This window comes from Terriglobia bacterium (assembly GCA_020072815.1).
Classification (GTDB): domain Bacteria; phylum Acidobacteriota; class Terriglobia; order Terriglobales; family Acidobacteriaceae; genus Angelobacter.
Window position 1 is genome coordinate 64147 of record JAIQGE010000012.1, and the last position, 20704, is coordinate 84850.

General features: G+C 59.2%; 15 protein-coding genes and 1 tRNA gene. 13 read left to right on the top strand and 3 right to left on the bottom strand.

What is annotated here, in order from left to right; translation table 11 throughout:
• Positions 1–19: 19 nt before the first annotated feature.
• From LAO20_15555 to LAO20_15610, 12 genes are all read left to right on the top strand, one after another.
• On the top strand, positions 20–1072 hold the full coding sequence (locus LAO20_15555; GenBank protein MBZ5532845.1) for a 6-bladed beta-propeller: 1053 nt from the start codon (positions 20–22) through the stop codon (positions 1070–1072).
• The gene (locus LAO20_15560; GenBank protein ID MBZ5532846.1) at positions 1073–2941 is read left to right on the top strand and encodes a cytochrome c3 family protein; all 1869 of its coding nucleotides are present in this window, start codon (positions 1073–1075) and stop codon (positions 2939–2941) included.
• A gap of 58 nt (positions 2942–2999) precedes the next feature.
• Positions 3000–3743, top strand: a complete 744-nt coding sequence (locus tag LAO20_15565; GenBank protein MBZ5532847.1) for a hypothetical protein — start codon at positions 3000–3002, stop codon at positions 3741–3743.
• A gap of 475 nt (positions 3744–4218) precedes the next feature.
• Complete coding sequence (locus LAO20_15570; protein MBZ5532848.1) at positions 4219–5844, top strand: hypothetical protein; 1626 nt, start codon at positions 4219–4221, stop codon at positions 5842–5844.
• A gap of 27 nt (positions 5845–5871) precedes the next feature.
• On the top strand, positions 5872–6435 hold the full coding sequence (locus LAO20_15575; GenBank protein ID MBZ5532849.1) for a carboxypeptidase regulatory-like domain-containing protein: 564 nt from the start codon (positions 5872–5874) through the stop codon (positions 6433–6435).
• Between the two features lie 69 nt (positions 6436–6504).
• Positions 6505–8490 carry an FAD-dependent oxidoreductase gene (locus tag LAO20_15580; GenBank protein ID MBZ5532850.1) on the top strand — a complete coding sequence of 662 codons (1986 nt, stop codon included), beginning with the start codon at positions 6505–6507 and terminating at the stop codon, positions 8488–8490.
• On the top strand, positions 8487–9014 hold the full coding sequence (locus tag LAO20_15585; protein MBZ5532851.1) for a Rieske (2Fe-2S) protein: 528 nt from the start codon (positions 8487–8489) through the stop codon (positions 9012–9014). The genes LAO20_15580 and LAO20_15585 overlap by 4 nt, the downstream gene beginning before the upstream one ends.
• Before the next feature lie 2 nt (positions 9015–9016).
• Positions 9017–9757 (top strand): cytochrome b N-terminal domain-containing protein, encoded by a 741-nt coding sequence (locus LAO20_15590; protein ID MBZ5532852.1) that lies wholly within the window; start codon positions 9017–9019, stop codon positions 9755–9757.
• The gene (locus LAO20_15595) at positions 9754–10512 is read left to right on the top strand and encodes a hypothetical protein (GenBank protein ID MBZ5532853.1); all 759 of its coding nucleotides are present in this window, start codon (positions 9754–9756) and stop codon (positions 10510–10512) included. Before LAO20_15590 ends, LAO20_15595 begins: the two co-directional genes overlap by 4 nt.
• Positions 10513–10570: 58 nt before the next feature.
• Positions 10571–12613, top strand: a complete 2043-nt coding sequence (locus tag LAO20_15600) for a c-type cytochrome (GenBank protein MBZ5532854.1) — start codon at positions 10571–10573, stop codon at positions 12611–12613.
• The gene (locus LAO20_15605; protein MBZ5532855.1) at positions 12610–13326 is read left to right on the top strand and encodes a c-type cytochrome; all 717 of its coding nucleotides are present in this window, start codon (positions 12610–12612) and stop codon (positions 13324–13326) included. The genes LAO20_15600 and LAO20_15605 overlap by 4 nt, the downstream gene beginning before the upstream one ends.
• On the top strand, positions 13316–14605 hold the full coding sequence (locus LAO20_15610; protein ID MBZ5532856.1) for a hypothetical protein: 1290 nt from the start codon (positions 13316–13318) through the stop codon (positions 14603–14605). The genes LAO20_15605 and LAO20_15610 overlap by 11 nt, the downstream gene beginning before the upstream one ends.
• A 63-nt stretch (positions 14606–14668) precedes the next feature.
• On the opposite strand, the gene LAO20_15615 is transcribed toward LAO20_15610, so the two are convergent.
• Positions 14669–14745 (bottom strand) — tRNA-Met (locus LAO20_15615).
• Positions 14746–14929: 184 nt separating this feature from the next.
• On the bottom strand, positions 14930–16330 hold the full coding sequence (locus LAO20_15620) for a UDP-glucose/GDP-mannose dehydrogenase family protein (protein MBZ5532857.1): 1401 nt from the start codon (positions 16328–16330) through the stop codon (positions 14930–14932).
• 1445 nt (positions 16331–17775) lie between these two features.
• Between LAO20_15620 and LAO20_15625 the strand changes: the two genes are divergently transcribed.
• Positions 17776–19266, top strand: coding sequence for a sugar transferase (locus LAO20_15625; GenBank protein ID MBZ5532858.1), 1491 nt, complete (start codon positions 17776–17778; stop codon positions 19264–19266).
• A gap of 33 nt (positions 19267–19299) precedes the next feature.
• Here LAO20_15625 and LAO20_15630 read toward each other — a convergent pair whose 3' ends face one another.
• Entirely contained in the window at positions 19300–20568 is a 1269-nt protein-coding gene (locus tag LAO20_15630; GenBank protein ID MBZ5532859.1) for a NupC/NupG family nucleoside CNT transporter, read from the bottom strand.
• Between the last annotated feature and the right edge of the window lie 136 nt (positions 20569–20704).

Sequence of the window (20704 nt, forward strand, 5' to 3'; positions counted from 1 at the left end):
CATGGAACGAGGCACTCCCATGAAGCTTCAGTCCCGACTGACGCTGACGATCATCGTTGCCGCCGTGCTTCTGCTGGGGCTGGCTGTGAGCGCCTATTCGCGGACGACTCCACCCGCGCCCACCACGCCGGTTTCCGCCGGCGTTGTGGACTACCTGGGTGCTCTGCGTACTCCCGCCGACGTGAAAGGCAAGCCCTCCGGTTTTAAGCGCGTGGTCAACAAGATTCTCGGATTGGACGCGGACCATCGTGGCATGGCACTGCCGCACGGAGTGGCCGTGGATGGCAGCGGGCGCGTTCTGGTGGCGGACACCAAGGGCCAGGTGGTCCACATGTTTGACGCGGCGGGACGCAAGTACAAGCAGCTGCATCCGCCCGACTCCGATCCCTTCCTCTCCCCTATCGCCATCGCGTTGGACAGCCAGGGGCGCATCTACGTGACTGATTCCGGACGCTCGCGCATTTTCGTCTTTCGTCCCGACGGCAAGTTTCTTCATACGCTCGGCGCGCTGGGAAAGAATGAAAGCATTTTCAAGCGGTGCACCGGCCTGGCCATTGACCGCAAGCGTGACGTGCTCTACGTGGTGGATACCATCGCCCACCGCATCGTGGTACTCACCACGGACGGCAAAGTGCTAGATCGCTTCGGCAAACGCGGTGACGGACCAGCCGAGTTCAACTATCCCACGCACATCGCACTGGCTGCGGACGGCACTCTGTGGGTGGTTGACTCGCTCAACTTCCGCGTTCAGCACCTGGATGCTTCCGGCAAATTCCTATCGGCCTTCGGCGGACAAGGAGACCGCCCCGGCGAATTCGATAAGCCCAAAGGCATCGTGGTGGACGGCCAGGGGCGCGTGCTCGTGGTGGAAGGAAGATTTGACCGCGTCCAAGCCTATAACGGCGACGGGCAAATGGCCTTCTCCTTCGGCGTTACCGGAAATGGGCCAGGACAATTCTTTCTTCCCACCGGAATCGCCCTGGACACCGACGGCAAGATCTATGTGGCTGATGGGCAAAACGGACGTGTGGAAATCTTTCGCTTAAATGCCGGCCTTGAAGGAGGCCGCTGAGTGCGCCGCGCCGCCGCCATCACGCTGCTGTTGCTGGCCGCCGGCGCCGCCACGCTCACCTTCCCTCAGGTCAACAACAAGTCTTCCATCATCAACAGCAAGCATGACTTTCGCGCGGCTTCCTCGACGCAACTGCGTTCGTCTGCCGGCAACGATGCATGTGTCTTCTGCCACACGCCGCACAACTCCTCACCCGGAAGCTATCTGTGGAACCACACGCTTTCGTCGCGTGACTTTCCCGCCTACAGCAGCAGCACGATGCAGGCGACGGTGACCGCCATCCAACCGCAAGACGTTTCCAAACTGTGCTTGAGCTGCCATGACGGGACCATCGCGCTGGGCGACACGGTGAATGACGGCGCCATTGCCTTTGTCCAAGGCAACAATTACACCTTGCCGGCGGATTCCGCGTCCAATCTTGCGGGCGACCAGACGTTCGCCAACGATCATCCCTTTGGGTTCGTGCCGCGCGTGGGCCCGGAGACGATGAATCCTCCTGCGCTTGATCCGGTCCGCCTGGACAGGGCCGGCAAATTGCAGTGCACCACTTGCCATGACCCGCATAAAGAAGATGCTGACGCGACGACACGCAAGTTTCTGGTGAAGAGCAATCAGGCGTCAGGTCTGTGCCTGACGTGCCACCAGAAAATTGGCTGGGACGGGTCCGCGCACAGCCTTCCGCCGGATTCAGCCGAAGACCTGCGTTACACGCAGAACCAGGGCGCGCACACGGGATACACCGGCGTCAGGAACAACGGTTGTGAGAGCTGTCATCGTCCGCACGCACCGCAGGTGGCACAGCGCCTGGTGAAGAGCACGGAAGAAAACGTCTGCTTCCAGTGCCATGACGGCACTGTAACCAACCGCAATATCAAGTCCGAATTCATGAGCAAGACGTACAAGCATCCGGTGCTGCTCACGCCTTCTTCGCATGATGCCGCGGAAAACCCCAATTCCGCGGCCCATCCCCTGCCGGAGACCGCCAGCGGCGCTCCGCGCCACGCCGAATGCATGGATTGCCACAATTCGCACCAGTCCACCGCCGCATCCGCGCTGCCGCCCCTGGCCAGCGGCGCTCTGGCCGGCGCGAAAGGACAATCGTCCTCCAACGGCTTCCTGCCTTCCGTTGCCAACGAATACGAAGTCTGCTTCAAGTGCCATGCGGACAGCGCCAACAAACCGCAGTCTCTGGACGCGAGCACGGTGGGCATCGGGTACGGACGCAATCCACAGCGCCAGTACAACGCCGGGAGCCTCAACGCTTTTAACACGCGCGTAGAGTTCACCCAAGGGATGTCGTATCACCCGGTCACCCAGCCGCGAAATCTTTCCACGGTGGAAGTACCCAGTTTGCGGTCCAACGTGCTCAGTTCCAGCGGCGCCGCCGTTACCAGCAGGCCGCTTTCCAGCGGCAGCATGATTTATTGCACGGACTGCCACAACAATGACAGTGGACGCAATCTTGGTGTTTCCAGTATCGGACCCAGCGGCCCGCATGGATCGAACCTGCCGCACCTGCTGGAGCGCGCGAACGTACTGGAACCTGCGCCCGCCACGCCGGGACGCGGCAGCGGGACCGCTTTCGCGTTGTCCAACTATGCGCTGTGCGATAAGTGCCATGACGTGGCCAACAGCGTGATGGCGGACAAGAGCTTCCGCTACCACAACCTGCACGTTAGCGGGCAGGGCGCGGCTTGCTCCACGTGCCATGATCCACATTCCTCGTCGTCGCCCATGCTGGTCAATTTTGACCGCAGCGTGGTCGCCGCCAGCAACCAGGGTGGGTTGCAGTTCACCCGCACCAGCCCGGGACACGGCAGCTGTGCGCTGCGCTGCCACAACGCGAATCACAACAATCGGGCTTATTGAGGAAGGTTTTGCTGAAGAACGGAATCTTGAAACGGTTTTGAGAAATAAAGAGGCAATCATGAAAAAGGTCATACTCGTCGCCGTCGTCATAGTCCTGCTGGCCGCCGTGGCCGTAGGCCTGATCGGTATTGCTGCGCCCGCCACAGTGGTTGCCGGCGCGCCACAGCCCGCGTTTACCGCCCGCCTGGAAGCCGGGTTGAAAGCCCGCTTCACCAACGGCAAGGCGGAACTCCAGCGCTCCTTTGACGCCAAGAAAGAAATCAAGAGTTTCCGCATGAAGACCGTATTGCAGTTGCACCCCGGCCATCCCCTGGAAACCGTGATTGAAGTCTCTTGCCCGGACCGCGAGCGCTTCACCACCACGATTGGGGACCGTGCGTTCCACGCCGTGCGCATCGGCAGCAAAGCGTACGTCGAACAGCAAGATGGCTCGTGGACAACGCAGGAAACGCAGCCTGTGGGCTGGTCGCCCTGCGGTGACAATCCGGGAGAGCCTGCGCCCTGGGCCGTGATGAATGAAGGCCGCGACCCAACGGCGGTCCTGGCGAAAATCTCAAGCAACGCGGACATCTCCCGCGGGAACTTTATCTCTACCAGGGACGGCGCATGCCAGCAATGGCTGGTGAGCCTGCAGATGCCGGGCGGCACTGCGCACGGCCACGGCAACAACGGCCTGCGCTATACGTTATGCATTGATCCCCGGCAGCACCTGCCGGTGTCAGTGACCATGGGCAGTGGTGGCTCGATTACCACTTACTCTGACTGGAACCAGCCCATAAAGATTGACGCGCCGAACATGTGATTCCCCATCGAAAGGTGGCTTTCCGCTGAGAATCCCTAAGGGAATTACGTTGGGCTCTTGCGCGCGGGCAAACGGGTCGAGGCCCCAACTCGGAGCCAAAGTTCCTGTCGATTCGCTCCAAAACCGCTTGTGAATTGTCGTCGCAGGCCATTCTGTCAGCGTCCGTGACTGCGCTGCTCCCCGCTAATCGGGCAAGCAGACTAGCGCGGCGACTGCTTGAGACCCTTCGACTCCCCTTCGACCCGGCAGGTTGCACGACTCTTGCATCTCTCAGTCCCCGGGTTCGGCCGGGCATCCTCAGTTTCTTTAGATTCAATCACCTGTGACATTCGTCACATCCTAGCTTGATGGGATTGCCTAACATCTCGCTCTGAGAACTTTCATTAATCACAATTTACAAGTGATTTGGCTGTAAGAAGCTGAATGCCGGTACCAAGCTGAGCCGGTGTTCCAAATCTAGCAAAAAGGAGCACTTATGAAGAAGCAGTCCATCTTGCCGCAAATCGCGATGTGGAGCATTGGCTGTTTGGTATTTGTCTTAATCCCCACCGCGAGCCAGGCCATCCCGGCATTTGCGCGGCAGTATCAGACATCATGCACCACTTGCCACTCAGATTTTCCCAAGCTCAACGATTTTGGCAAAGCCTTTAAGGATGCCGGCTTCAAGTTTCCCGCTGACGATGAGACTTTCCTGAAGGTCCCACCGGTCATGTTGGGCGCGCCTGCGCAGAAAGACCTCTTTCCCAAAGCTGTGTGGCCGGGAACCATTCCTGGTTTGCCGCCCATCGGTCTGCGGATGAACACCTTCTTCCAGAAGACCAGCGGGAATCGCGGCAACTTTGATTCGCTCGTCCCGGCCGGAACGCCTGCGCCTTTCATCCCCAAGACCGATTTCAGCACCGGCCTGTTCAGCATCTTCATGGCCGGCAACTTTGGCAGCGATATCGCCTTCTGGGTGGATGAAGACATCAGCGTGGCCGGCGACAACGCGTCCGGCGGCCTGGGCGACGGCTACCTGAAGTTTGTGAACATCGGCCGCATCATGAAGCTGCCCAAGGACTCGCTCAGCTTCCGCGTGGGCCGCTTCGAACTCGATCTGCCTTTCAGCCCGGCGCGCAGCCATAACATCAGCGGCTGGGACATCTTTGATCAGAACAATCTTGGCGCCGTGAACCCGGCATTTACAGCGCAGCACAATGTAAACAACCAACTCACCATGGCGGACGCGATGAATGGCATAGAGTTCAGCGGCGGCCACCAGTACGGCGGCTATCATTATTCCATCGCCTTCATTGACCAGAACACCAGCGGACTAAGCCAGGCAGGCAACGACAGCGCATTTGTTCCTTCGCCGGCGGGCTTTGCTTCGGATTCCAACTTCAAGGACATCTACGCGCGATTCTCCTACCGCTTCAATCTGGAACGCGATCCTGCCAGCAGAAACGCAGTCCAGGCTGCGGGTGCAAGCGGACCGCGCGATCACACTTACGTCAACTTGGGTACCTTCTGGTTCTACGGACGCTCGGTGCAGCGCTTCAGCGGCGAGAACCTGCTTGGCGATCCGGTGGTGCTCACGGCACGCGAGCCGTTCTACCGCACAGGCGGCGACTTCAGCGTCAACTACCGCAATCTCAACGTCTACGGCTTGTTCATGTACGGGCACGACCACAACCTGCTGCCTGTGGATGGCGTAGGCGCGCTGGTTCCGTTGCCGATCGCGGGTGCGCCTTCTCCGACCGTGGGATTCATCCGCGGGACGCCAGCGACCTTTGCCGGCGGGTTTGTGCAAGCCGACTATCTCATCCATCCCTGGCTGATCGCCATTATGCGGTGGGACGCGGTCAACTCCGGGCCGGACAAACTCAACGGTCTGGCTGGGAGCACCGATTCGCCGTTTGTGCTGCCCTTCCGCCAGACCCGCAACCGGATCACACCTGGCGTCCAGTTCCTGATCCACGCTAACATCAAAGCGTCATTCGAATACCAGTTCCGGCCGCAGCAGTTTGTGACCGTGGTGACCAATCCCATCACCGGATTGCCGACGGCGGTCAATCAATTCCGCACAAATACTGCAGTAACCGCGCTGGAATGGGTGTTCTAACGAGTGTTGTCAAATTAGAGAGGAATCATGAAAAAGCAATTCGTGTTCGTACTGATGGCAATCGTTCTTGTAGGTTCCCAGATATGCATGGCGGGCTCCATCAAAGGCAAAGTAACACCGGGCAAATCAGTCGTCTATGTTGAAGGCACGCCGGTGATGGTGGACAAAACCGTTGTTATTGACCAAAAGGGACTACTGTTCCAGCCCCACGTTGCAGTGATCCAGGTGGGAACCACGGTGGAGTTCCTGAACAGCGACAAGGTGCAGCACAACGTTTTCTGGCCGCACATCTCCGGCGACAAGAAGAAGACCCACAACATGGGCACCTGGCCGCAGGGACAGAAGCGTCCATTCAAGTTTACGGACCCGGGCGTGGTTACGCTGCTGTGCAACGTGCATCCTGAAATGTCCGGCTACATTATTGTTTCTCCCACACCGTACTTCGCTGAAACCGCGGCGGACGGCACCTACACGATCGCCAATATTCCAGACGGCCAATACAATGTGACCGCATGGCATGAAGGCAAAAAAGTCCAATCCAAGCCAGTCACCGTCAGCGGCGCCGCCACCGCCGATTTCACTCTGCAATAGCTGCATGGAGCAGGAAGGCCTGCGCTTTCCTGCTCCAACCCCTTGCCCTAGAATTGAGAGCCCGATCTCATGAGCAAAAGATTTGAAAACAAGGCGGTGGACCGGGATTGGCTGAATACCAATTTCCCCTGCATGATGGCATGTCCGGCGCACACCAACGCCGGGCGCTACGTCGCCCTGATTGCCGAAGGCCGCTTTGAAGAAGCTTATCGCTTCGCGCGCGATCCCAATCCCCTGGCCAGCATTTGCGGCCGCGTGTGCGCGCACCCTTGCGAGACGGCTTGCCGCCGCGGTGAAATTGACCGGCCCATCCAGATTCGCGCACTCAAGCGCTTTCTTACCGAACGCCATGGGCCGGAATCCAGAAACTTCAAAGCGTCTTCCGTTGAACCGCTTCCCAAGCTTGGATTAAAGGTCGCAGTCATTGGGGCAGGTCCCGTCGGGCTTTCTGCCGCCCACGACCTGGCGCTGATGGGCTACTCGGTCACCATCTTTGAAGCGGCCGCGGTCCCCGGTGGCATGTTGTATCTCGGAATCCCGGAATATCGCCTGCCGCGCGACGTGGTGGAAGCGCAAGTCCGCGAGATTCTTGAGACCGGTGACGTCACTCTGAAGCTGAATCAGCGCGCCGGCAAAGATTTTTCCATCGAAGAACTTCGGTCGCAGGGCTTCGACGCCGTGCTCATCGCGGTGGGCGCGCACCGCAGCCGCGATCTTTCCATCCCCGGCGTTGACCTCGACGGCGTCTACAAAGGCATTGATTTTCTGCTCAACGTGAACCTGGGCTACAAGTTCACCATCGGCAAGAAAGTTGTGGTGATCGGCGGCGGCAACGTGGCCATGGACGTGGCACGCTCGGCGGCGCGTGAAGTTGTCCGCCAGCATGAAGCGCAGAGTCCCGGCGCCCGGAACGTAGGCCCTGAGACACCCAGTGAAGACTGGGAGAAAAACGTCACCACGGTAGCCACCAACGAAATGGTGGATATCTCGCTTTCCGCGCTGCGCTTGGGCGCCAGTGAAGTCAACATCGTTTGCATTGAGCGTCGCAACGAGATGCCGGCAGCTCTGGAAGAAATTGAGGAAGCTGAAACCGAAGGCGTCATCATTCATGCCGGGCAAGGCCCCAGCCGAGTGATCGGCCAAAACGGCCGCGTGACAGCGCTTGAAACCGTCCGCACGGCGCGCGTGTTCGACGAAAACGGCCGATTCAATCCTCAGTTTGAACCCGGCAGCGAGTCCCTGGTGGAATGCGACACGGTCATTCTGGCCATCGGCCAGTCTCCCAACCTGGACTTCCTCGGTACGGACTCCAAAGTCGCCATCTCTCCTCGCGGTTTGATTTCTGTGGACCGCGAGAACCTGATGACTTCTGTCCCCGGCATCTTCGCCGGCGGCGACTGCGTCTTTGGCCCGCGCCTGATCATTGACAGCGTTGCCGACGGCAAGCGTGCCGCCGTAGGCATTGACGAGTTTCTTCGCGGACAAAAACACGCTGACCCGGTGCTGGAAGTTGAAGTCCTGGACATGCACCAGATGATCACCAACTACATGGAGATTGCGCGGCACTCGGTCCCCATGGTGCCGCTGGAGCGGCGCACCGGCGTCACGGAAGTGGAAGTCGGATTTGATGAAGCCACCGCCGTCGAAGAAGCCCAGCGCTGCCTGCGCTGCTGGATCAATACCGTCTTTGAGGGCACGGAGGTTGACGGCTCGGAGTGCATTCTCTGCGGCGGCTGCGTGGACGTTTGCCCGGAACAGTGCCTCCAGCTCGTCCCGCTGGAGCAATTGGAAATTCCCGAGCCCGTTTTAGCCTACTTGGGCCAAAACGAAGCAGCCTACGGAGTTGAACTGCGCGGCGTTACGCCGCAGGAATTATCCGAAGGGCCGATGGTCGGCGCCGTGATGGTGAAAGACGAGACGCGCTGCATCCGCTGCGGCTTGTGCGCCATGCGCTGTCCGGTAAAGGAAATCACCATGGAAGCTTTCCATTTCAAGTCCGCCGAAAGCACTGGCCTGATTCCCATTCAGTCTTTCGATTTGAGGAGCAAATCATGAGCGACCCCAAAGACCAAACTCCTGGCGTCGCGCCCCACGGCGCCCCAGCGGCTGAAGACGCGAAAGACGCCAGCCGCCGCGACTTCCTCACCAAGCTGGGTGTTGGATCCCTGCTGGTCGCCGGAGCCGGCACCGGCTTGTTCACCTACGAATACTTCTCGCCCAACGTGCTGTTTGAAGCACCGCCCATCGTCAAGGCCGGCAAACCTGACCAGTTCCCTGCTGGCAGCGTTACGCTCGATCCGGCCAGCGGCATTTATCTCATCAACAGCGCCAAGGGCTTTTACGCTCTGGGCGCCGTCTGCACGCACCTGGGTTGCCTCACCGCGTGGAAGCCGGAGCTCGGCACGGACGGATTGATCGCGTGTCCTTGCCACGGCAGCCGCTTCAATCGTGACGGCATCAAGGTCGCCGGACCCGCGCCGCAGCCGCTGCCCCGCCTGAAAGTCTGGCTGGCCGAAGACGGCTACCTCATGGTTGACCGCTCCACCACCCTGAAAGCCGAGGAGTTCGTAAAAGCATAGCCATGGCCACATTGATCAAAGATGAATTTGAACGCATCAGGAACTCTGAAGTCTGGCGCACCATTTTCCGCAGTGGCGCCGGCTCCAGCAACCTGCACCGCTCGCAGGCCGTTCAGCAGAACGTGTTCCTGCATCTCTTCTCGGTCAAGATCCGCTCGCGCGCGCTGGAGTTCAGCCCCACCTGGTACCTGGGCGCGCTGACGCTGAGCACATTCCTGGTGCTGATCGCCACTGGCATACTGCTGATGTTTTACTACCACCCTTCAGTTCCGCAGGCTTACAACGACATGAAGGACCTGCAGTTCGTGGTGGCTTCCGGCGTTTTTCTGCGCAACCTGCATCGCTGGGCCGCGCACGCCATGGTCTTTCTGGTCTTCGCCCACATGTTCAAAGTTTTCTACCGCGGAGCGTACCGTCCGCCGCGGCAGTTCAACTGGGTGATCGGCATCTTCCTGCTGTTGGCCACGTTGCTTCTCAGCTACACCGGTTACCTGCTGCCCTGGGACCAGTTGGCATACTGGGCGGTCACCGTGGGATCGAACATCGCCAAGGCCGTGCCGGTGATGGGAAAACACATTCGGTTCCTGATGCTGGGCGGCAATGAAGTCAACGCCAACGCGCTGCTGCGCTTTTACGTGTTGCACTGCGTGATCCTGCCGCTGGCGGCGCTTCTGCTGGTGGCTGTGCACTTCTGGCGCATCCGCAAGGACGGCGGACTGTACGTTCCGGAGACAAAATCATGAGCGACACGCCCAAGCTGCAAGCTGAAGTTCAGTCTGACGTGCGCAAAAACCCGCGCCGCGTGGCCTTCATTCTGCGGCGTACCTCACCGCACGTCCGCGCGCAGGACGATGACCGCGTGATGACCCACCCCACGGCGCTGGTCCGTTTCCTGGTGGCGCTGGAAGTTGCATTTCTGGCGCTGGTATGGGTGTCACTGGTCTGGAACGCACCGCTCGAAGGCATCGCCGACCCCATGCACACGCCGAACCCAGCGAAAGCGCCATGGTATTTTCTGGGGTTGCAGGAGTTGCTGCATTACTTTCCGCCTTTTGTCGCCGGCGTGTTGATTCCCGGCATGGTGGTGGGCGCGCTGATCGTGATCCCGTATTTCAACATCAACATTGAAGGCCAGAGCATCTGGACCAATCGCAGCCAGCGCGCACGCATCATCGGCGGCGTGCTGGGATTTGCCGCGCTCATCTTCCTATTGTTTGACCTGAAGCAGATCCTTTACCCCTCAGAAGCCGTACCCATGGTGGACCGCCTGCTGGACATGATCGTCCCCATGGTCCCCACCGTGTTGGTCGGAGGCGCGCTGCTGCTTTCGTCAACGTACTCCGCGGAATCGCCCAAACCGTTGCAACGCTGGTTGTTTGGCCGCCCGCTCTACTTCTGGATCATGACCTGGTTCCTAGTGGAGTTGATCGTGCTCACCGCCGTGGGAACGTTTTTCCGTGGTCCGGGATGGTCCTGGGTATGGCCCTGGCAATTATGAAGAGGAAATTTGCGATGCAGCATGAAGGCGTACCAAGAAAGAGGATGGAGAAGCCCCTGTGAACGATGACAACAAGCCCGCTCCGCTGCGCAGCCGGCCTCTACTGCGTGAACTCATGGCCTTTGGCGTGGTCAGCGCGCTGCTGCTGATCTCGCTGGCCATTGCGCCCAGCAAGAATTATTTCAGTGACTGGCGCGGTTATCAGCATTCCTACTTGAAGATCGCCGGGGAAAAACAAAGCGGCACGCTGGTGCGCAGCTTCCAGAGCGGAATCCGCCAGACGTGGATCGCCAAACTGGGCGTGGTGGACCGCTGTGAAACCTGCCATGTAAACCTGAACGGCGCGCTGGTTGGGCCTTTGGGGCAGCCGTTCCACAAGCATCCCGCCGTGCCGCACGATCTCACCGAATTTGGCTGCACTCTTTGTCATCGTGGACAGGGCGCGGCAACTTCGGTAGAAGAGGCCCACTATGCGACGGAGGCCTGGGAGCAGCCTTTACTTCCCGCTCGCTACCTGGAATCTGGATGCGGACAATGTCACCTGGGCAATCTGGAAGGGACGCCTCGCCTGAACGAAGGACGCAAGCTGCTTTCCACCATGGGTTGCGTGCACTGCCACAACGTAACCCAGCCGGACGGCAATATCCTGAAAGCGGATGACGATCCTCCATCGCTGGCGAACGTGGCTGACAAGACGAGCCGCGAATGGATTTACGCCTGGATCAAGAACCCGCAAGCCTACGCAGCCCAGGCCACCATGCCTAACTTCCAGCTCAGCGACTCAGACGCGACTGACATTTCTGCTTTCCTGATCGCGCAGAGCAAGCCCTTGCCCGGAGCCGGCGCGCAGAAGGCTCTGCCGAGCGTGAGTCCGGAAGCTGCTACCGAGGCCGCGTCGCTTTACGGCGCTTCCTTCTGTTCTTCGTGCCATGCCGTACAGAACGCCGCGGGCAATCTGGTTGGCGGGACCCTGGGGCCGGAGCTGACGCGCGTCGGCAGCAAAGTAAACGCTGAGTGGCTCCGCCGCTGGCTCAACAACCCGCATGACTACGATCCGGGCACGCTCATGCCGCACTACCGCTTTGACGACAAGCAAATTGCGCTGCTCTCCAGCTTCCTGCTGGCCAAGAAAGACGACGACTTCATTTCCAAGACGGCCTTACCGCCGGCCGACGCCAACAGCATCGCCCGCGGCAAGAAGCTGGTCACGGAAAGCGGATGCGCGGCGTGCCATCAGATCAACGGGGTAAACCCGCCGCAGAACTTTGCGCCGTCGCTGGAACGCGTGGGCAGCCGCGCGCTCGCGCAAGTGGTCTTTGCGAAGGGCATGAAGCATACACTGCCGGACTACATCGCTGCCAAGATTCGAGATCCTCGTTCCTTCGGCGCTGCCCTGAAAATGCCCAAGTTCACCCTCACCGGCGAACAAATGGACGCTCTCACCACAGCGCTTCTCGCGCAAACCGACCGCGCTGCCGGACTACCGCGCGAGTTGATCACCTCCGCTGAGCGCGGGACCAACTATCACGCCGGCGGCGAAGCGGGCCGCCTGATGGAAGACCTGCGCTGCCTGAGCTGCCATGCCATCAACGGCAACGGTGGCGACATGGCGCCGGACCTTACGCGCGAAGGCGGGGCCGTACAGCGCGCCTGGCTGGAAGAATTCCTCAAGAACCCCAACACGTTGCGTCCGGCACTCATCCGTCGCATGCCTAAGTTCAATCTCACGCCGGCGGAGATCAAAACGCTTTCGGACTACATCCAGGTCGCGTATCAGCCCCCAGGCTTCGATTCATCAGCCCTGGACCAACGCACTTTGAACGCCGACGCAGCCGCGCGCGGCAAACAGTTGTTTTATTCCAAATACGGATGCAACTCCTGCCACATCGCCGACTACAAGAATGACAAAGGCTACGTTGGACCGGCGCTGGTCAGCGTTGGCAAACGCCTGACGCCGATTTGGACATATAAATGGTTGAAAGACCCTGGCGGCCTCCGTCCCGGAACGCTGATGCCTAACTTTGCTTTGCAGGACAACGAGGCCCGCGATCTCACGGCGTTTCTCATGACATTGAAGGCCACGCAGGGAGGTGGCAAATGAAGGTCCTGGGCATTACAGTAGCTGCCATGGCAATCTTCCTGGCAGGATGCAAGCGGTCAACATCACCCGTGTTGCAGCCTGCGAAATACGGCGTGAAAATCACGGAAGTCAGCGGCAGCAAACAGTTGGCGCAAGTCGGGTCAGCACTGCCGCAGCCGGTCGTCGTCCAGGTGAACGGAGCGGACGGCAATCCCGTGGCCGGCGCTCTGGTCACCTTTCACGGTGAAGGCGTGCAGTTCACTCCGTCACAAGCGCTCAGCGATCCCAGCGGCCAGGTTACGGCGGCAGTGCAGTTGGGCTTCAGCGCCGGCGACTACCAGATCGTTGCGGAGACACCCAAACCCGGCGGCGGCAGTGATACGCTCACTTTGCACGAGACGGCTCTGGGCTACGAACAAACGCTGGGCCAGGCCGTGAATGACAAATACTGCATTCGCTGCCACAACAATGAATCCACGCCGGAGCGCGTTTCCAACTTTGACAATCTTTCTCCTGCGCCGCACTTCTTTACTGACGGCGCCACTCTGAACCGCATGTCAGACGCGGACTTGATCAGCATCACTTCCCGCGGCGGAGCAGCGATGGGGAAATCGCCGCAAATGCCCGCGTACAGTTCCACGTTGACGCCGGCAGAACTGAAAGCAGTTGTGGCGTACATTCGCGCGGTCGCCGATCCGCCTTACCCATCCCCCGGAGCGAAATATGCCAAGTAAGCCCGTGTTCCGCGTGCTGGCGGTTGTTCTCCTCACCGGAATCTCTTGTTCGGCGCAAATCCTTTCTTTGGGCAAGGTCACTGATCCTGAGTGCCGCAACCTGCAACAGCAGTATGCTGACCAGTTGCAGCAAATCGCCGGGGACGCCTCCGCCATCCACTTTCCGTTTCCCTTCTATTTCAGCCAGACGCTGGATATTGACGAAGTCCGGCAGAAGCAATTGCCGCAAGGGTCCATCCACTTTGAGCGCGTGAACGGACAAATCGCCCTGGCCATCACCGGCAACTATTACATTTCGTATTCTGCTGAGGCGCTCACCAAGAACGCGCGGGCACACCGGACGTTCCAGGACGTGGTCCTGCCCATCCTGAAAGCCGCGGTCGCCCGGTCGGGACGCGCCATGCCTTTCGAGTCTTATGCTTTTGAAGTTTCCCACCATGTGCGCTCGAAAGTCCTCAAGGTGGGGACTGAAGGTCCGGAAAACCTGATGTTGTTCCTTCCCCGTCCGGTGGCGGACCGCCTGGCCCAGGCGAAGGACGTAGAAGGGCAACAGGCGGCGCTTCTCGACGGTGAGGCGTACGTCAACGGCGAACCTCTCACGCTTTGGCTTACCGGCGACGACGCGCCCGCTGACGTCCGCGACCGCTACCTGGCTCGTCACAGCCGCGACAAAAAGCCTGCAACGCTGGCTGCGGCTGAGCCTGCCGAACCGGGAACGCTGGTCAGCCCCCACCTGCTTCCTCAGTCAGACCTGTTGAGCAAAGTCCGTGACAGCAAGAACGCGCCGCACGATGTTTCATCTGTGGAGTTGGAGAAATTGCAGACCATGCATGAGGCCAGCGTACGCAAACTGGTTGCCGACCTCAATGCCCAGGCGCATTTTGTGGACTATGCTCCTCCGGCGTTCGTCGCGTTCCATGACGGCGCGTATCTGCAGCTCAGCATGAACACGGACCTGGAGCAGCCGGCCGGCTCGTCGCAATATCGCATCGCCGCGCTGGCGTTTGATAATCACATTGCCCATCTGCTGCGCGCGGTTTCCAAGTATTTTCACGAAGGCGCGCGCTTTGATGGAATTAACTTCAGCACCACGGTCCATCAAGCGGCGCAGCCGGCGAGTTTGTCGGTTGAGTATGTGGTCCCGTTTGCGGCGCTGGTGTGTTACGAAAAGTACGATTGCACGGGACAGGAACTCATCAACCGCAGCATCGTCCTGATCAACGGAGAACGGGTCACGCTTGATCTGCAGCGCGCAGAGGCAGATTACAACGGGAAATAGAACAGGGGAACGAAATCCGTTCCCTCGCAAATCTGACCATTCGATGTAAGTGATTGAAAAGGTTGGTTGCGGGGGGTGGATTTGAACCACCGACCTTTGGGTTATGAGCCCAACGAGCTACCAGGCTGCTCCACCCCGCAACTTGATACTAACAGTGCAATTACGCACGGTCAAATTTGCGGAGCTTGATGAACATGCCATTCGCTCAAAGAACCAAGCAAGATGTCGCGCGGATCTGGCGCGCACCAGTTTGGTAGGCGCACATTGATGGCGCGCGGAATTCCCGCGAGATGGGTAGCTGCCGGCGAAAAGTGTCCCGATCTTTTACCTGGTGCGCGGCGAAACTCGGGAGAGGCCATTTGCCACTTCCGCCGGCTGACGTCCTACGCTGTAATAGGAGAGGCCGGCGCTGCCCATTTGCTTCGCGGTATAGAGGTTGCGGCCGTCCAGGACGATTGGATAGCGCAAGAGTTTCTTCATCCGTTTCAAGTCAAGGTGCAGAAACTCCCGCCATTCGGTCAGGATCAGGAGCGCATCAGCGCCTTCCGCGGCGGAATACGCGTCCGGCGCGTAGTGGATGGAGTCACCCAGGATCAGCTTGGCCCGTTCTGCGGCAGCGGGATCGTAAGCAGTGATATGGGCGCCTTCTTCCAGAAGACTCTTGATGACTTCAATGGCTGCTGAATCGCGGACGTCGTCGGTTCCGCATTTGTACGCCAGTCCCAGCACGGCCAGACGTTTCCCCTTCAGGGTCCAAAGCGCGGCGCGGACCTTGCGCACAAAACGGACTCGCTGCTCATCGTTGATCCTGCGGACTTCATCCAGCAATCCGAATTCAACGCCCAATTCGCGGGCGACGCAACGAAACGCGGCAACGTCTTTGGGGAAGCACGACCCGCCGTAGCCCAGGCCTGCGTGCAGGAAATCGCTGCCGATGCGGCGGTCGCTGCCAATTCCCTTGCGGACCTCTTCGATATCAGCTCCGGCGGCTTCGCAAACATTGGCCACTTCATTGATGAAAGAGATCTTCATCGCCAGGAAGGCGTTCGAAGCATGTTTGATCAGTTCAGCGCTTTGCGGCGATGTTTCCAGATAGATGGGCTCAGGGCGCGCCTTCTCCGGTTTGGGCACGGCGCCTGACTGCTGCGCGTACGAGCCATCCAGGATGGGCGCGTAAACATCACGCATCACCCGGGCGGCCCGGTCGGTCTTGGCGCCCACAATGATCCGGTCGGGATAAAGGAAATCAGTGACCGCGGAGCCTTCGCGCAGGAATTCAGGGTTCGATACCACATCGAATTCGTTGCGGTCGCGGCCGTCCAGCAGCATGGCGCGCTGGATCCATTCACTGGTATAGACCGGCACGGTGCTCTTCTCGACGATTACTTTGTGCCCCTGCGCGCACTGGGCAATGGCCCGCGTAACCGACTCCACAAACGAGAGGTCCGCCGCGCCATTGACGGCCGAGGGCGTGCCGACGGCAATAAAGATGACCAGCGAATCTCTGACCGCTGCTTCAATCGAAGTGGAGAATTTGAGCCGGGCTCCCCGGTGGCGCGAGAGCAGTTCTTGCAGGTAAAGCTCATGGATGAGCGTGCCACCCGCTTCCAGGGTGGCGATCTTTTCAACGTCGTTATCAACGCAAATTACGTGATGCCCTAACTCTGCCAGACAGGTCGCAGCTACCAGACCTACATAACCCGAACCAACGACAGTCAGTCGCATGAATTTGTCACCTAATCAAAGCCAAGTTCTGCACAACTAGAGTTTATAGTTGCCAGTATCTACACCTCGCATAACGGCGTCAACCAATCTTTGCGAGTGGACTCTGTGGGAAACCTTCTTCGACAACAGCAAATCAGCCGGAGCAGAATGCGAAAGAAACGCGGACAAAAGCGTTTGATGCTTGCGTCCGCGCCATGCGATGCCCAGCTCTTGCGCGGAGCAAAAAGTCTCTCACACGGCTGAGCGTGACGGCAGCCGCGAAACCCGGATCTCCTGTGTTTTGAAGGGCAAACAGCGTCTCGCGAAACGAAGCGATGCGCAATGGTGGCGCCGAGGAAGGCGCGGTCCTGGAGGCAACTTTGATCGGCAGCAGCGCAAAATTCTCACTTCAATTGCAGCGGAGAATGCATTTTCGTCCGGCGAAAACAGCTAGATTGAACTCTTGAAGTACATGCACTCTTGAATGCAACGCGCGCGTGCATTCTCCAACAAGTTCGCTGCCGCAATCTCAGAGCTGCACACCAAGATCCACCTGCGAAGTTTCCATCTTTGAAAACTAGAACGTTGAGGACATGAACCATTGGGTGTGACGCGCAGCCAGCAGCAGCCGGACTTTGGTTCGGACAGATTGATTTCTCGCCGTCGCCCTAAGCTCTGCGACTCCCACTCCGGCTTGCCACGCCAAGTCCCGGATAGCCGCTGAAGTGCAGTCACCAAAGTTCAGTGATTTTGAAAATGGACGCGTGACAATGCGTCAATTCTTTCTTATGCTGCGTATAGCAACAAGAAACAACTTGCGGGCCGTGGGAAACAGAGTGAACGCAGGCCTTGACTTGCACCCAAGTTGTGCGCCCAGCGTTCAACCAACCAAGTCCAGAGCCGTTGTCCGGCTCAAGCTTCCATGATCCTAAGGCGTTCGCCTGAATGCACCGGTTTCTGGGCGATGGTTTCCGTTTTCAGTCCTGGTTGTCCGCTGACTACGGGAGATTAACGATATTTATAGGGAATAAACCTGCCATGGTGCTGGTTACTGGGGAGGTTTATAATCGGAACGCCATGCGTTTTGCTGCGCGGCCGCGACGGAATCCCTGGTCTTAGGTTCCTGAGTTGCGGCTTCGTATGCGGCGACGATTGCCGCCGGTTTCTTAGCGGGACCCGGTTGTAACGGCAAGCAACTCTTTTTGTGCTTGCGTGTTTGGGAAGGGGAAATTGCAATTTTTCATTGGAGAGTATTTTGAACAACCCGCCGCTTGCCAGAGCACACCGAGTTGAATCGGGCAGACATTTCGGTTGCATGAATTTTCATTACGCCATCGCGCTCCTTGCCGTTTCGAAAAGCTTTCGCGAGAAACTGCATTCATCCCCCGTCCCGGATGGCGCTGTCTTGCTCGATCGCCTGGAAGATTTGAACGAACTGCCAACATATTCAGATAGGAGGCCCTAACGTGTCGAGTGCGACAGGCATAGCGAGAGAGCAAGAACGGCTCGCTGGACTCGCCGGCTTTGCAGAAAGCGAAACCCTGACCGGTGCTATTCCCAGCACCAAGACCGGGCGGGGCGGACTTTTTGCCGCGGCGGACGGCCTGGTGGTGATCGGGTCCGGGTTGCTCGCGTTCGGCCTTAGCCAATCCGTTGGAGGCTGGCTGGGGACCGCGCCGCTGGGCGCCGGTGACGCGCATCACGTCCGCTTGCTGGTTTTGCTGGTCATTTACGCCTGTCTCACCATTGTCTGCAATATGGCGCAAGACCTCTACTCGGAAGGCGTGATCCACTCGGCGGACGCCGCGCGCAAACTCGCCAAAGCTTTTTTGCTCTCTTCCCTGCTGGCGGTCATGGTGATGTTTGTCGCCGGAGAAAAAGCAGTCCCGCGCCTGATCTTTGTCACCACCGCCACTTTCAGTCTGGCTGGCCTGGTGGTGCTGCGTTATGGGGTGCAGATCCGCAACGTCAAGCGCATCGCGCGCGGTGAAGGTACGCGCCACGTGCTCATTGTGGGCGCCGGCACTATCGGGCGCGCCTTCCACCGCTACCTGCGGACCCATCGCTACCTGGGCAAGAAAGTCTGCGGTTTCGTGGATGACACGCCGCGGACTTCGTCCTTGTGGCTGGGCACCACCGCCGATTTGCCTCGTCTGGTAAAAGAGCACTTCATTGACGAAATCTATTTCACGCCCGGCGCCAGCCGCGATGTGGTCATCAACGTGGCCATGCAGGCGCGCGAGGAACGCATCAGCGTGAAAGTTGTCCCCGACCTCTATGGCGGACTGGCTTTGGGCGCGCGTTTGACCTGCATCGGCGATATTCCCGTGCTGGAACTGAACCGCCAGCCCATTCCGGCCGGCGGGTTGCTCATCAAGCGAGTCATTGACTTCATGGTCGCCAGCGTGCTGGCACTGATCTCCGCCCCGGTGATGCTGCTGGCCGCTCTGGCCATCAAGCTGGATTCGCCCGGCCCGGTCTTCTATTCCGCCTGGCGCGTGGGACGCAAAGGACGCAGGTTCCGTTGCTACAAGTTCCGCACCATGATTGCCGACGCCGATGACCGCAAAGACGAGCTTCGCCACCTCAACGAGCGCAACGGCGCGACCTTTAAGATCACCAACGACCCGCGCATTACCCGAGTGGGCCGCGCTCTTCGCAAATTCAGCATTGACGAACTGCCGCAACTGCTCAATGTGATGAAGGGCGACATGAGCATGGTGGGGCCGCGCCCGCACCCGGTTGACGACTACGACCAGTACCGGCTGGAAGACCTTCGCCGCCTGGACGTTTTACCCGGCGTCACCGGCTTGTGGCAAGTCAGCGCCCGCCGCGATCCCTCCTTCGAGACCAACGTGATGCTTGACCTGGAATACATCAACAATTGGAACCTCTTCCTGGATTTGAAGATTCTTTTGAAGACGGTTCCGGAAGTTTTTCGCGGGTCAGGCCACTAACCCGCCGTATCACGCCGGCGCGCAGCGCGGAAATCAGCTCTTCATCAAAAGGCCGACGATCGCCGCCGACATCAGATTGGCCATCGTGCCGGCCAGCATGGCACGGAACCCCAGCTTGGCCAGTTGCTCCCGTTTGTTCGGCGCCAGCGCGCCGATTCCGCCGATCTGAATGCCAATCGAACTGAAGTTGGCAAAACCACACAGGGCGTAAGTCGCTATGGTGAATGAACGCGGATCCAATGACGCTTGTTGTCCGCCCAGAAGCGTATAGGCGTAGAGTTCGTTGATCACCATGCGCGAGCCCAGCAGGTTACCGATGGCCGTGCAGTCTTTCCAGGGCACTCCGATCACCCAGGCGACCGGCGCGAAGATCACGCCCAGCACATGCTCAATGCTCTCCGGAAAAAAGCTGAAGTGGCTGTGAATGCCGCCCATGATGCCGTTGAGCAAAGCGATCAGCGCGATAAAAGAGATCAACATGATCCCCACGTTAAACGCCAGCTTGCCGCCGTCAATGGTGCCGCGGGCAATGGCCGCCAGCAGGTTGGAGTCGCGGTGCATTTCCTCTTCGGCGATTTCCACAGTCCCGGCAGTTTTGGGCTGCTCGGTCTCCGGCACCAGCATTTTGGCCATCAGGATGGTGCCGGGCGCGGTCATAATCACCGCGGCCAGCAGGTTTTCGGCCTTGATTCCATATTGGATGTAAGCCGCCATGATCCCGCCAGAAACGTGTGCCATACCCGCGGTCATGATGGTCATCAGCTCGGACTTGGTGCAGTCCGGCAGCAGCGGGCGAATGCTCAGCGGAGCTTCCGTCTGGCCCATGAAGATGGACGCGGCAACGTCCAGAGATTCAGCCCCGCTCACGCCCATGAACCGGTTCATCACCCAGGCCATGGCTTTGATGATCATCTGCATCACGCCCAGGTGATAAAGCACGGCAAAAAACGCTGAAATAAAAATGATGGTGGGGAGCACCTGAAACGCAAAGATAAAACCCGTCTTCGAGAAACCCGGGGGGAGGAACGGCAACGCGGCATTGGGATTGGCTGGGAAGCCCAGGTTGCCGAAGACAAACGACGATCCGGCAAAGGCGTAGGAAAGCAGTTTGTTCACCGCTTGGCCGGCCACACCCAGCGCGCGCTGGCCCCAACTGAAGTGGAGCACCGCAAACGCAAACAGGAACTGCAGGCCCAGCCCCCACAGAATGGTTTTCAGGCGGATGGAGCGCCGGTTGGTGGAAAACAGATAGGCAAACGACAACAGAACAATGATGCCCAGCAGGCCTGCGAATCGTGACATGGCAATCCTTTTCGGGCCGGCGCACGCCAGCGGATTTCATTCCTGGCTCAGAAATTCCCGATCATTGTAGCCGGAGTGTCAAGCTGAGGCGCTAGCGAACGTGAGCGTTAACCGGGGACCCCGGCGCGCCCGGTTT

Excerpts from the sequence above, each read along its gene's own strand:
- LAO20_15565 (MBZ5532847.1), top strand. The coding sequence starts at position 3,000 with ATGAAAAAGGTCATACTCGTCGCCGTCGTCATAGTCCTGCTGGCCGCC.
- LAO20_15555 (MBZ5532845.1), top strand. The coding sequence starts at position 20 with ATGAAGCTTCAGTCCCGACTGACGCTGACGATCATCGTTGCCGCCGTG.
- LAO20_15630 (MBZ5532859.1), bottom strand. The coding sequence starts at position 20,568 with ATGTCACGATTCGCAGGCCTGCTGGGCATCATTGTTCTGTTGTCGTTT.
- LAO20_15585 (MBZ5532851.1), top strand. The coding sequence starts at position 8,487 with ATGAGCGACCCCAAAGACCAAACTCCTGGCGTCGCGCCCCACGGCGCC.
- LAO20_15595 (MBZ5532853.1), top strand. The coding sequence starts at position 9,754 with ATGAGCGACACGCCCAAGCTGCAAGCTGAAGTTCAGTCTGACGTGCGC.
- LAO20_15590 (MBZ5532852.1), top strand. The coding sequence starts at position 9,017 with ATGGCCACATTGATCAAAGATGAATTTGAACGCATCAGGAACTCTGAA.
- LAO20_15620 (MBZ5532857.1), bottom strand. The coding sequence starts at position 16,330 with ATGCGACTGACTGTCGTTGGTTCGGGTTATGTAGGTCTGGTAGCTGCG.
- LAO20_15580 (MBZ5532850.1), top strand. The coding sequence starts at position 6,505 with ATGAGCAAAAGATTTGAAAACAAGGCGGTGGACCGGGATTGGCTGAAT.
- LAO20_15605 (MBZ5532855.1), top strand. The coding sequence starts at position 12,610 with ATGAAGGTCCTGGGCATTACAGTAGCTGCCATGGCAATCTTCCTGGCA.
- LAO20_15570 (MBZ5532848.1), top strand. The coding sequence starts at position 4,219 with ATGAAGAAGCAGTCCATCTTGCCGCAAATCGCGATGTGGAGCATTGGC.
- LAO20_15575 (MBZ5532849.1), top strand. The coding sequence starts at position 5,872 with ATGAAAAAGCAATTCGTGTTCGTACTGATGGCAATCGTTCTTGTAGGT.
- LAO20_15610 (MBZ5532856.1), top strand. The coding sequence starts at position 13,316 with ATGCCAAGTAAGCCCGTGTTCCGCGTGCTGGCGGTTGTTCTCCTCACC.